This window comes from Streptomyces sp. NPDC046862 (assembly GCF_040704615.1).
GTDB lineage: Bacteria > Actinomycetota > Actinomycetes > Streptomycetales > Streptomycetaceae > Streptomyces.
Genome location: NZ_JBEYXP010000025.1, coordinates 67,370 through 79,704 on the forward strand (window position 1 = coordinate 67,370; position 12,335 = coordinate 79,704).

The following is a 12,335-nucleotide window of genomic DNA, read 5'->3' on the forward strand; positions in this document are numbered from 1 at the left end:
ACCCCACACGGGCACATCGGCCAGTACTGAAGGCATCCTCGCACCTGCCACTGACAACGCGCCCGCCTCCGAGGGGCAAGTGATCTTGATTGGTCGGCTCTGCCCGCAAAAGTGCCTGACCAGTGGACAGCGGATGCCCGCTCGATGCCCGCTTGAGATCGGTCACGTTCGTCTCCGGCAACCAACGACCCGCCGGAGAGCGTCTTTCCGTCGAACACGTACGGGAATGTCATCGAACGCGCGGGGGAAGGCGTACGTACTCGCATGCATCGCGCGCACCGTCGTCCGAGCAGGTGCGTGCGGGAGAGCACAGGGCCACGACACCCCGGTTCGCCGGACGGCGGCACTACAGTGGGGCGGAACGTCCGAATCCCCGGCGGGACCGGTGGAATCACCAGCAGGCAAGCAACACCGACCAGGCAAGCAAGCAACAGGGAGCCCATGACGTGCGGCCGGTAGGGAGCAAGTACCTCCTGGAGGAGCCGCTGGGACGCGGCGCCACAGGCACAGTCTGGCGCGCCCGCCAGCGGGAGACCGCGGGGGCCGAGGCGGCCGTTCCGGGCCACCCCGGGGAGACCGTGGCGATCAAGGTCCTCAAGGAGGAGCTCGCCAACGACGCGGACATCGTGATGCGGTTCCTGCGGGAGCGGTCCGTGCTGCTCCGCCTCACGCACCCGAACATCGTGCAGGTGCGGGACCTGGTGGTCGAGGGCGATCTGCTGGCGCTGGTCATGGACCTGGTCGACGGCCCGGACCTGCACCGCTACCTGCGTGAGAACGGCCCGTTCTCGCCCGTCGCCGCCGCCCTGCTCACCGCCCAGATCGCCGACGCGCTCGCCGCCAGCCACGCCGACGGGGTGGTCCACCGCGACCTGAAGCCCGCGAACGTCCTGCTCAAGCAGGAGGGCGGCCAGATGCACCCGATGCTGACCGACTTCGGCATCGCGCGCCTCGCCGACTCCCCGGGCCTGACCAGGACCAGTGAGTTCGTCGGCACGCCCGCGTACGTCGCCCCCGAGGGCGCCGAGGGCCGCCCCCAGACCTCCGCCGTCGACATCTACGGCGCCGGCATCATGATGTACGAGCTGGTCACCGGGCGTCCGCCGTTCGGCGGTGGCTCCGCGCTCGAAGTGCTGCACCAGCACCTCAGCGCCGAGCCGCGCCGCCCGTCCACCGTCCCGGACCCGCTGTGGACCGTCATCGAGCGCTGCCTGCGCAAGACCCCGGAGGAGCGGCCCAGCGCCGAGAACCTCGCGCGCGGGCTTCGGGTCGTCGCCGAGGGCATCGGCGTCCACGCGAACGCCGCGCAGATCGCCGCCGCCGAGGGCGTGGGCGCCCTCCTCGCCCCCGACCCGGCGCCCGCGCCGGTACCGGGCACGCCCGAACCGTTCGGCTCGGCCGACCCCACCCAGGTCCTGCAGAACAACGCGGGCACGTACGACCCGAACGCGGCGACCAGCGTGATGCAGCACACCTCGGGCCCTGCGGGCGCGGCCGACCCCACCGCCGTCCTGCCGAACCGCGGCGCCGCCGACCCGACGGCCGTCATGCCGTCGATGCCGCCGAACCAGCCCGGCCAGCCCGGGCAGGGACAGGGCGGCGGACCCGAGGACCCGCACCCCTGGCAGAACCAGCTCCGCGCGGCCCGCGACCGCAACGAGCAGACGCAGGTCCAGTACCTCGACCCCAGCGAGGACCCGCTGCGCCGCCGCCCCCAGCGCCAGGTCGGGCGGCCGCCCCAGCAGCCTCCGCAGCCTCCGCAGGGCCGGCGTCCGCAGGCGCCGCCGCCCGGGCAGGACTACGGCTACCCGCAGCAGCAGCCCCAGCAGTACGCGCCCCAGCGGCAGGCGCCCCCGCCGCCCCAGCCTCAGCGGTACGCGCCGCCGCCCCCGCAGCAGCAGCCCCAGCGGCCCGCGCCGCGCCCGCAGCGCGAACCCCGTGAGCCCCGCGAGCCGCGCCGGCGCAGCTCCAGCCCGATGCGCATCCCCGGCCTCGGCTGCCTGAAGGGATGCCTCTTCACGATCGTCATCCTGTTCGTGGCGGGCTGGCTGGTCTGGGAGTTCAGCCCGCTCCAGGGGTGGATCGGGACGACGAAGGGCTACTGGGACCAGCTGTCGACCTGGGTCGGAGACATCACCGGATGGATCAAGGACCTCGGGAGCGCCACGGGTACGCAGTAGGGCCGGTCCCGTGTGACGTCGCCGTACCCGGCCGGTCGAGCCGTACCCCGGCCGGTCGAACCATTCCGCACCCGGCGTCCTTTTCATGCCCGTCTCGGCGGTCGTTCTGACATTCGTCTCGTACGTCGCTTTCGTGCGCCCGTGATACGCCACCGAGGTTGGTGATTTGTCGACATCTGACGGGTGATTTCCGCCTCCGCGGTGAAGGTTGGCTCGCCGGACGCGTAGTTTTAGCGACAACACGCGTCCGTAGGAGCAGTCTTGGCACGGAAGATCGGGAGCCGGTACACCGCGAACCAGATTCTGGGGCGGGGCAGCGCCGGCACGGTGTGGCTGGGTGAGGGACCGGAGGGGCCCGTCGCCATCAAGCTGCTGCGCGAGGACCTCGCCTCCGACCAGGAGCTCGTGGGGCGCTTCGTCCAGGAGCGGACGGCGCTGCTGGGGCTCGACCATCCGAACGTGGTGTCCGTGCGGGACCTCGTGGTGGACGGCAACGACCTGGCGCTCGTCATGGACCTGGTCCGCGGCACGGATCTGCGCACCCGCCTCGACCGCGAGCGGCGGATGGCGCCCGAGGCGGCGGTCGCGATAGTGGCGGACGTCGCGGACGGGCTGGCGGCGGCGCACGCGGCCGGGGTCGTGCACCGGGACGTGAAGCCGGAGAACGTGCTGCTGGACATGCAGGGCCCGCTGGGCCCGGGCGGCGCGCACCCGGCCCTCCTGACGGACTTCGGCGTCGCGAAGCTGATCGATTCTCCTCGTCGTACGCGCGCCACGAAGATCATCGGAACACCGGACTATCTGGCCCCGGAGATCGTGGAGGGCCTGCCGCCCCGGGCCTCCGTCGACATCTACGCGCTGGCGACGGTGCTGTACGAGCTGCTGGCGGGCTTCACGCCGTTCGGTGGAGGGCACCCGGGCGCCGTACTGCGCCGCCACGTCACCGAGACGGTCGTCCCTCTCCCCGGCATCCCGGAGGAGCTCTGGCAGCTGCTCGTGCAGTGCCTGGCCAAGGCGCCGGCCTCGCGGCTGCGGGCCTCGGAGCTGGGCGCGCGGCTGCGGGAGCAGTTGCCGTCCCTGGTGGGGATGCCGCCGCTGGACGTGGACGAGCCGGACACCGAGCCGGAGGAGTACGAGGAGGAGGCGGAGTCGGCCGCGCCGCGGGAGCGGGTGCGGCGGGGGGCGGTGCCCCTGGTGCCCGGCGCCAAGCCCGACTCCAACCGGGACACCCACACGTCGATGCGGGTGCCCGGGCCGGACGAGCTGGCCGGGGGTGCGCGGGGTACGGCTCGCGCGCCGCGGGCGGCGGGGGCTCCGCGGCCGGGGTCGGCCCGGCACCGGGCCCAGACCCGGCGGCGGCGGATCACGCTCGGTGTGGCGGCGGTGGTGTTGATCGCGGCGGCGGGGGTCGGGACGTGGGCCGCCACGTCCGGCGACGACTCGGGGAGCGCGCCGACGGACACGAGGAACTCGACGACGGCTCCGTGACGGGGGGTGGGGGGGCCCGCGGTTTTTCGCCCCCGCCGCCCCTACGCGTCCCATCCTGTCCCTGGGGGCTGCGCCCCCGGACCCCCGCAATCGGCCTGACGGCCTCGTCCTCAAACGCCGGACGGGCTGAAATTTGGTTGAGCCGAGAGTGGGGGAAGGACGGGTAGGGGCGGCGAGGCGAGGAAAGAGCCGGTCCAGCCGCAGGCCACCGGTGGTCGGGGCGGGACGTTTGCCACAGCCGTTAGGCTGGGAGGCGTGGCAGTCGTCGACGTATCCGAAGAGCTCAAGTCCCTCTCCTCGACCATGGAGTCGATCGAGGCCGTCCTGGACCTCGACAAGCTGAGGGCAGACATCGCCGTGCTCGAGGAGCAGGCGGCCGCGCCGTCCCTGTGGGACAACCCTGATGAGGCGCAGAAGATCACCAGCAGGCTGAGCCACCTCCAGGCGGAGGTGAGGAAGGCCGAGGCCCTCCGCGGTCGCATCGACGACCTCGGTGTCCTCTTCGAGATGGCCGAGGAGGAGGACGACCCGGACACCCGCGCCGAGGCCGAGTCCGAGCTCGCACTTGTCAAGAAGGCACTGGACGAGATGGAGGTCCGGACGTTGCTCAGCGGGGAGTACGACGCCCGAGAGGCGCTCGTCAACATCCGCGCCGAGGCCGGCGGCGTCGACGCCGCCGACTTCGCCGAGAAGCTCCAGCGGATGTACCTGCGCTGGGCCGAGCAGCACGGCTACAAGACCGAGGTCTACGAGACGTCGTACGCGGAGGAGGCGGGCATCAAGTCCACCACCTTCGCCGTGCAGATCCCGTACGCGTACGGGACGCTGTCCGTCGAGCAGGGGACCCACCGGCTCGTCCGCATCTCCCCGTTCGACAACCAGGGGCGCAGGCAGACGTCCTTCGCGGGAGTCGAGATCCTTCCCGTGGTCGAGCAGACCGACCACATCGAGATCGACGAGTCCGAGCTGCGGGTGGACGTCTACCGCTCGTCCGGTCCCGGCGGGCAGGGCGTGAACACCACCGACTCGGCGGTGCGCCTCACCCACATCCCCACCGGCATCGTCGTCTCCTGCCAGAACGAGCGGTCGCAGATCCAGAACAAGGCCACGGCCATGAACGTGCTGCAGGCCAAGCTGCTGGAGCGGCGCCGGCAGGAGGAGCAGGCCAAGATGGACGCCCTGAAGGGCGACGGCGGCAACTCCTGGGGCAACCAGATGCGTTCGTACGTCCTGCACCCGTACCAGATGGTCAAGGACCTGCGCACGGAGCACGAAGTCGGCAACCCGGAGGCCGTGTTCAACGGTGAGATCGACGGCTTCCTGGAGGCCGGCATTCGCTGGCGCAAGCAGCAGGAGAAGTAGCGCCGAGCGCGCGCCCGACCTCTCGGGCGTTTTATCGACAAGGCAACTGCCGCCTACCGGGCGGCAGTTGCCTTATGTGTGCTGGATGTCCGGGTTTTACGTCACACTCACATCTCCTGCCCGAGGCCAAATGATGTTGAAGTGGACATTGCGCGCGCAACGACCTTGACGTTGCCATGAAAACTGGGAAGGGTGCAGCGTGGCATGCGTATCTCTGGGGCGCATGTGACGCGGGGGAATTGAGTGAGCGAAACATCCCCTGACGCCGTCGCCCCGAGCGCTGCTCTACCGACGATGAGCTACTGGGGGTAGCAAACACATGACCAAGAAGACGCGGATCCGCCTGGCGCGGGTGGCCGCAGGCGCCGTGATAGCCGCCGGCGCCTCGATGACCGCCGCCGGTGCGGCGTCCGCCGCGGAGACCGACAACTGCCTGCTCGGGCTCCTGTGCACCGCCGATCCCTCGACCCCGCCGCCGCTGCCGACCCCGACCAACACGGGTATCCCGGGCGACCAGGGCGACCCGGAGGTGCCGCCGATCACGGACGAGCCGCCCACCGACGAGCCGAACGAGCCCGAGGACCCGGGCAACGGGAACGGGAACGGGAACGGGAACGGCAACAGCGGCAACAACGGCAACGGCAACAACGGGGGCGGCAACAACACCGACCCCGACGGCGGCAGCGGCAACAACGCCGAAGCGCAGGAGGAGGGCTCCTCCTCCCTGACCGACACCGGCACGGACACCTCCACCGGCACCAACACCAACACCAACACCTCGGCTCAGGCCCAGGGCACCGGTGACGAGCTCGCCGAGACGGGTGCCGCCGAGACCACGTTCCTGCTGGTCGGAGCCGCCACGATGATCGCCGGCGGTATCGGCTTCCGTCTGCTTCCCCGCCTGATGGGCGGCCGCGGCGGCGCCGCGGCCTGAGCCTCACGGCTTGCCGCGGTACAGCTACCCGCAGTACGCACGAGAAGGGCCCGGAGCGACTCGCTCCGGGCCCTTCCCGTATGCCCTGGTGTTCCCGCGTCCTCCGGCGCCCTACGCCGTCTGGTGCGCCAGCAGCGCCACCGCCGCGATCAGCACGGCGAGCAGCGCGATCAGCGCCATCGGGTTCAGCCCCGCGAACGGACTCTCCTGCTGCAGCCGCTCACGGCTCGCCCGGCAGACGGGACAGCGGCCCTCACTCACGGGCGCCGCGCAGTTCGCGCACACCAACCGGTCGTACGTCATGCGCTCGCCCTCCTCGCAACGCTCCACGCGTTCCTTTACTCAACGTTTCGGGGAAGTCAACCGTTCCCCCTCCACTGTGCCAGGTTCCTCCGGAAAGAGCGCGGGGTCTCTGCGAGGGCTTGGCCTCGGCGCTCCGAGAGGGGTGGTTTGGGTTGGTTTCGCGGCTGCGGGTTTGTTGTGGTTGCTCGCGCCCACGCGGCGGAGCCGCATATCGACACAGCCCCGCGCCCCTTTCGGGGCTGCGCCCCGCGCCCTCCCCATCTCTCCTCCGCACAAAAACACACATCCCCCACGTAACCCCTACCGGCGACTGCGCTCCCGTACCTGGTTCGCGTATGGTCACGCTCATCTACCCCCGGCTACCCGTGGTGCATCCGTGATCCGATTCGACAATGTCTCCAAGGTCTACCCCAAGCAGACCCGCCCCGCCCTCAGGGATGTCTCCCTGGAGGTCGAGAAGGGCGAGTTCGTGTTCCTCGTGGGGTCCTCCGGCTCCGGAAAGTCCACCTTCCTGCGGCTGATCCTCCGCGAGGAGCGGGCCAGCCACGGCCAGGTGCACATCCTGGGCAAGGACCTCGCCCGGCTGTCCAACTGGAAGGTGCCGCAGATGCGCCGCCAGTTGGGGACCGTGTTCCAGGACTTCCGCCTGCTGCCGAACAAGACGGTCGGCGAGAACGTCGCGTTCGCGCAGGAGGTCATCGGCAAGTCGCGCGGCGAGATCCGCAAGTCCGTGCCGCAGGTGCTCGACCTCGTCGGGCTCGGCGGCAAGGAGGAACGGATGCCCGGTGAGCTGTCCGGTGGTGAGCAGCAGCGCGTGGCCATCGCGCGGGCCTTCGTCAACAGACCCAAGCTGCTGATCGCCGACGAGCCGACCGGCAACCTCGACCCGCAGACCTCCGTCGGCATCATGAAGCTGCTCGACCGGATCAACCGGACCGGCACGACCGTGGTGATGGCGACCCACGACCAGAACATCGTGGACCAGATGCGCAAGCGCGTCATCGAGCTGGAGAAGGGCCTCCTCGTCCGCGACCAGGCGCGCGGCGTCTACGGCTACCAGCACTGATCCACCGTCCACGGAAAGGCCCGAAGGCAACGCCATGCGCGCCCAGTTCGTTCTCTCGGAGATTGGTGTAGGTCTCCGCCGCAACCTGACGATGACCTTCGCGGTCATCGTCTCCGTCGGCCTCTCCCTGGCCCTGTTCGGCGGCTCGCTCCTGATGAGCGACCAGGTCAACCAGATGAAGGGCTACTGGTACGACAAGGTCAACGTCTCGATCTTCCTCTGCAACAAGAGCGACGCGGAGTCCGACCCCAACTGCGCCAAGGGCGCCGTCACCACGGAGCAGAAGGACCAGATCAAGTCCGACCTGGCCAAGATGCCGGTCGTCGACACGGTGCTGTACGAGTCGCAGGACGCGGCCTACAAGCACTACAAGGAGCAGTTCGGCGACTCCCCGCTGGCCAGCAGCCTCACTCCGGACCAGATGCAGGAGTCGTACCGCATCAAGCTGAAGGACCCGGAGAAGTACCAGGTCATCGCGAGTGCCTTCAACGGCCGGGCCGGTGTGCAGTCGGTGCAGGACCAAAAGGGCATCCTGGACAATCTGTTCACGTTGCTCGGGTACCTCAACTGGGCGGCGCGCGGCGTGATGTTCGTCATGCTCGTCGTGGCGCTGCTGCTGATCGTCAACACGGTGCGCGTCTCGGCGTTCAGCCGTCGTCGTGAGACCGGGATCATGCGGCTGGTGGGCGCCTCCGGGTTCTACATCCAGGCGCCGTTCATCATGGAGGCCGCGGTCGCCGGACTCATCGGCGGCACCATCGCCTGCTCGTTCCTCGTGCTCGGGCAGTACTTCGTGATCGACAACGGTGTGGCGCTGTCGCAGAAGCTCCAACTCATCAACTTCGTGGGCTGGGACGCGGTGCTGACCAAGCTGCCGCTCATCCTCGCGGCGAGTTTCCTGATGCCCGCGCTGGCCGCGTTCTTCGCGTTGCGCAAGTACCTGAAGGTGTGACGCATGCCAAGAGGGTCGTTCGGTCAAGCGGCCGTACGGCCCTTTTGCGTTGTCCTAGACTCACCGGCATGTCAGGCCAAGACCCGTTCTGTCGGAACCGTCGCCTCCGCCGAGGGGCGGCCCTGACATTCGTCTTCGCGAGTGTCCTCGCGACGGGCGCCGCGACCGGCTCGTTCGGCGAGCTGGGCGGCCCGGACCCCGAGTCGGCCGCCACCTCCCGTTCCGCGCCCAAGGGCCACCGCGAGTACGTCGCCGAGGCCGCGGCCCAGGCCATGGCCGCGGGCCAGTCCCCCGTGGAGGCCGCCGAGCGCGCGGTCAGCCGCAGCGGGGACCGCTGGGGCGCGGTGTACTCCGAGGGCGAGTACGAGGAGTTCGAGGAAGCCCTCGACGGGGCGTACACCGGTGTCGGGCTGTGGGCCCGGCGCGAGACCGACGGCCGCATCGAGGTCACCCGGGTCCAGGACGGCTCACCGGCCGCCGACGCCGGCATTCGCGGGGGCGACCGGCTGCGCAGCGTCGACGGCAAGGGTGTCGACGGCCGGCCCGTCACCGAGGTGGTCTCCTTACTGCGCGGCGACGAGAAGGACGCCTCCGCCGGCACGACGGTCTCCCTGGGCCTGCAGCGCGGCGAGCGCGCGTGGAGCGAGACCCTGCGCCGGGCCCGCCTCTCCACGGACCCGGTGACCGTCCGCAGACTCACCCACGGGGTCACCGTCATCAAGGTCGCCGCCTTCACCAGGGGCTCGGGCGACCGCGTACGCACCGCCCTCGACCGCTCGCCCGCCGACTCCGGGATCGTCCTCGACCTGCGCGGCAACTCCGGCGGACTGGTCACCGAGGCCGTCACCACCGCCTCCGCCTTCCTCGACGGCGGCCTGGTCGCCACGTACGACGTCAACGGCTCCCAGCGCGCCCTGCACGCCGACCCCGGCGGCGACACCACGAGACCGCTGGTCGCGCTCGTCGACGGCGGCACGATGAGCGCGGCCGAGCTCCTCACCGGGGCCCTGCAGGACCGCGGCCGCGCGGTCGTCGTGGGCTCCCGCACCTTCGGCAAGGGCTCGGTCCAGATGCCGAGCCGCCTCCCCGACGGCTCCGTCGCCGAACTGACCGTCGGCCACTACCGCACCCCCTCCGGCCGCAGCGTCGACGGCCACGGCATCACCCCCGACCTGGAGGCCGACGAGGGCGCCCTGGAGCGGGCGGAGACGGTACTGAGCGGGCTGGGACAGTAGCCCGGCCCTCCTCGCTCCCTCCTTGCCCCTCCTCCCCCTCTCTTCGCCGCCCGCGTTAATGCGCTTCCCGTACGCCCCCTCCGTAGTGCGAAAATGGACGGCACTATGAGCAAGGGAATGTACGTACCCAAGGAGGCCCAGCCCAAGAAGGGCGGGGCGGCCGCCAAGGCCCAGGACGGCGAGAAGGGCGGTAAGCGCAAGATCGTCGCGCAGAACAAGAAGGCCCGGCACGACTACGCGATCATCGACACCTACGAGGCCGGCATCGTGCTCAGCGGTACCGAGGTCAAGTCGCTGCGTCAGGGGCGGACCTCGCTGGCCGACGGCTTCGTCCAGATCGACGGGGGCGAGGCGTGGCTGCACAACGCCCACATCCCCGAGTACGCCCAGGGCACCTGGACGAACCACTCCGCGCGCCGCAAGCGCAAGCTGCTGCTGCACCGCGAGGAGATCGACAAGCTGGAGGCCAAGTCCCAGGAGACGGGTCACACGATCGTGCCCCTCGCCGTGTACTTCAAGGACGGCCGGGCGAAGGCCGAGATCGCGCTCGCGCGAGGCAAGAAGGAGTACGACAAGCGGCAGACCCTGCGCGAGAAGCAGGACCGGCGGGAGTCGGACCGGGCGATCGCGGCGGCGAAGCGGAAGCAGCGCGGCCAGTAGGGCGAGGGCGCCGGGAATGCGGTGGCATGGCCGAGCGTTGTTCACGTACGATGGCATCGCACCTCACAGAGGGTGCGTGCCCCTCTCCGGAGGGCCCTCTCCGGAGGGATTGAAAAAACAACATGGGGATGATCGGTTTCGACAGCGGATGTCGAAGCAGGGGAAGCGTGTCGAGGAAGCGGCCATGATCTCGTAAACCACAGGCCGAAAAAAATAATCGCCACTATCAAGAGCGATTCTCCCAAGGCGTCGCAGTACGCCCTCGCTGTCTGATCTCAGGTAGCTAGGCAACTGCTCCTTACTTAAGGGAGTGTCAGCCCGGGGCTGTTCCCGACCCGGATCCTGGCATCAGCTAGGGGACTAAACCTTGATCCCGGTCACGGGGTGAAGAGGGAAATCAAACAGTGACTGGGCCCGTCGGCGACTTGTTCGCGTGATCGCCGGGGCCGAGAAAATCACAGCGAACTGCACACGGAGAAGCCCTGATTCCGCACCGTTGGACGCGGGTTCGATTCCCGCCATCTCCACACGATCGGGAGGTCCTGTCGCCCAGACGGACCACTCTCACCCATGCGAGTGAAGGCCTCGCTGCTCTTGAGCAGCGGGGCCTTCGTCGTGTCTAGCCTTTGATCCGTGACGCACCTAACGGGTGCGTCCTCCCTTCATTCCGGGCCCCTTCTCGTCGGGGCCCGGCCCGACGAGAGCGGTCCCGGGACTTGGTGACGGCCGCCTCACGTCGAAGGGAGGACGCCCTCAGATGGGCTGTCACGAGGAGCAGAAGCCGACTCTCGTCATCCGGCTGATCCGGCTCTTGCCGGAGCGGGCGGCGAAGCGCGCGAGGAGGTGGCTGCTCTGGTGGCTCAGCAGGTAGCCGGATGTCCCCAAACCAAGTGGGGACATCCGACGGGCTCCTGTTGAGCCTGGGCCCTCGCTCGGAGTTTCCCGCTCCGGTGCGGGGGCCCACCTTTTCTCTGGTGGCTGAGCAGCTAACCGGTTGTCCCCATCCACAGTGGGGACATCCGACACGCTCCTGTTGAGCTCGGGCCTCCGCCTGGGTAAAGCATCACCGGCCCAGAGCGGCGCCCTCCTTGCGTCCAAGTACAGCACACAGCCCATCTCCACGGCAGCACACACCAACCACTCATCACGCGAGCGAGCGACAAGCCGTACTGGCTCTCTCCGTCAGCCTGGGCGGCAGCAGCGTCGCCTCCGGCACTCCCGCGCCGCCCAGCTTCCTCATCAGCAACTCGACCGCTCCCGCACCCACCTCCGCCGACGGGACGTCCACGGAGGTGACCGGGAGGCGGGTGCGCGCGGCCAGGTCGGCCGGGCAGATGGCGGTGACCGAGAGGTCGTCGGGGACGCGTAACCCGAGGTCCTCGAAGGCGTCGATCAGCGGTTCCAGGATCGCCTCGTTGTGCACGACGACCCCGGTCAGCGCGGGCCGCTCGCGCAGCAGTTGCTCGGCGACCGTGCGGGCCGCCGCGGGAGTCGCGTCGCACGGGTGCACCGAGGACGACAGCCCGTGCCGGGCGGCGGCCGCCGTGAAGCCCTGGGCCACGCGCTGGGCGAACCCGGTCTCACGCGCGTACACCTCGGGCGGCGACCCGACCAGGGCGACCACCCGGTGGCCGAGGCGCACGGGATGCTCCACGCACACCTCGCCCGCCGCCTTGAAGTCGAGGTCGATGCAGGTCAGCCCGGCGGGCGCGGCGGGGAAACCGATCAGGACCGAGGGTCTGTCCAGGGTGCGCAGCAGGGGCAGCCGGGAGTCGTGGAGCTGGACGTCCATCACGATCAGCGCGTCCGCCAGGGCCGTGTCCGCGACCCGCCGCAACCCGTCCTCGCCCTCCTCCTGCGTCAGCAACAGCACGTCGTGGTCGTGGGCGCGGGCCGTGGTCACCACCGACACCGCGAACTGCATCACCACCGGCACGTGGATCCCGGCCCGCAGCGGCACCACCAGCGCCAGCACGTTCGACCTGCTGCTGGCCAGCGCCCGCGCGCCCGCGTGCGGACGGTAGCCCAGCGCGCGGATGGACTCCTCCACGCGCTGCCGGGTCTCGGCCGAGATCGGGCGCTTGCCGCTGAGGGCGTAGCTGACGGTGCTGGGGGAGACCCCGGCGTGCCGTGCCACGTCCGTGATCTTCACCAT

The 12,335-nt window shown here is 69.9% G+C and carries 11 protein-coding genes and 1 other RNA gene; 9 read left to right on the forward strand and 3 right to left on the reverse strand.

The features are described from left to right. The first annotated feature begins 446 nt into the window (after positions 1 to 446). The 4 genes from AB0959_RS26685 (at position 447) to AB0959_RS26700 (ending at position 5,964) form a co-directional block, all read left to right on the forward strand. Positions 447 to 2,180, forward strand: coding sequence for a serine/threonine-protein kinase (locus tag AB0959_RS26685; protein WP_366829091.1), 1,734 nt, complete (start codon positions 447 to 449; stop codon positions 2,178 to 2,180). 261 nt (positions 2,181 to 2,441) lie between these two features. Further along, complete coding sequence (locus AB0959_RS26690; RefSeq protein WP_366829092.1) at positions 2,442 to 3,668, forward strand: serine/threonine-protein kinase; 1,227 nt, start codon at positions 2,442 to 2,444, stop codon at positions 3,666 to 3,668. A 255-nt stretch (positions 3,669 to 3,923) separates the two neighbouring features. Beyond that, positions 3,924 to 5,030 carry a peptide chain release factor 2 gene (gene prfB / locus AB0959_RS26695; protein ID WP_366829093.1) on the forward strand — a complete coding sequence of 369 codons (1,107 nt, stop codon included), beginning with the start codon at positions 3,924 to 3,926 and terminating at the stop codon, positions 5,028 to 5,030. Positions 5,031 to 5,349: 319 nt separating this feature from the next. Beyond that, positions 5,350 to 5,964, forward strand: a complete 615-nt coding sequence (locus AB0959_RS26700) for an LPXTG cell wall anchor domain-containing protein (protein ID WP_366829094.1) — start codon at positions 5,350 to 5,352, stop codon at positions 5,962 to 5,964. Positions 5,965 to 6,075: 111 nt separating this feature from the next. Here AB0959_RS26700 and AB0959_RS26705 read toward each other — a convergent pair whose 3' ends face one another. Next, positions 6,076 to 6,267, reverse strand: coding sequence for a hypothetical protein (locus AB0959_RS26705; protein WP_366829095.1), 192 nt, complete (start codon positions 6,265 to 6,267; stop codon positions 6,076 to 6,078). A 376-nt stretch (positions 6,268 to 6,643) separates the two neighbouring features. On the opposite strand from AB0959_RS26705, the gene ftsE reads away from it, so the two are divergent. The 5 genes from ftsE (at position 6,644) to ssrA (ending at position 10,710) form a co-directional block, all read left to right on the forward strand. Next, a complete protein-coding gene (gene ftsE / locus AB0959_RS26710; RefSeq protein WP_366829096.1) occupies positions 6,644 to 7,333 on the forward strand; it encodes a cell division ATP-binding protein FtsE in 690 nt (229 codons plus the stop codon). A gap of 34 nt (positions 7,334 to 7,367) precedes the next feature. Beyond that, positions 7,368 to 8,285, forward strand: coding sequence for a permease-like cell division protein FtsX (gene ftsX / locus AB0959_RS26715; protein ID WP_366829097.1), 918 nt, complete (start codon positions 7,368 to 7,370; stop codon positions 8,283 to 8,285). 68 nt (positions 8,286 to 8,353) lie between these two features. After that, positions 8,354 to 9,520 (forward strand): S41 family peptidase, encoded by a 1,167-nt coding sequence (locus tag AB0959_RS26720; RefSeq protein ID WP_366829098.1) that lies wholly within the window; start codon positions 8,354 to 8,356, stop codon positions 9,518 to 9,520. Positions 9,521 to 9,637: 117 nt separating this feature from the next. After that, entirely contained in the window at positions 9,638 to 10,180 is a 543-nt protein-coding gene (gene smpB, locus AB0959_RS26725; protein ID WP_366829189.1) for an SsrA-binding protein SmpB, read from the forward strand. Positions 10,181 to 10,304: 124 nt separating this feature from the next. Beyond that, positions 10,305 to 10,710, forward strand: a transfer-messenger RNA (tmRNA) gene (ssrA, locus tag AB0959_RS26730). A gap of 235 nt (positions 10,711 to 10,945) precedes the next feature. Here ssrA and AB0959_RS26735 read toward each other — a convergent pair. Then, on the reverse strand, positions 10,946 to 11,080 hold the full coding sequence (locus tag AB0959_RS26735; RefSeq protein ID WP_366829099.1) for a hypothetical protein: 135 nt from the start codon (positions 11,078 to 11,080) through the stop codon (positions 10,946 to 10,948). Positions 11,081 to 11,324: 244 nt separating this feature from the next. Beyond that, entirely contained in the window at positions 11,325 to 12,335 is a 1,011-nt protein-coding gene (locus AB0959_RS26740) for a LacI family DNA-binding transcriptional regulator (RefSeq protein ID WP_366829100.1), read from the reverse strand.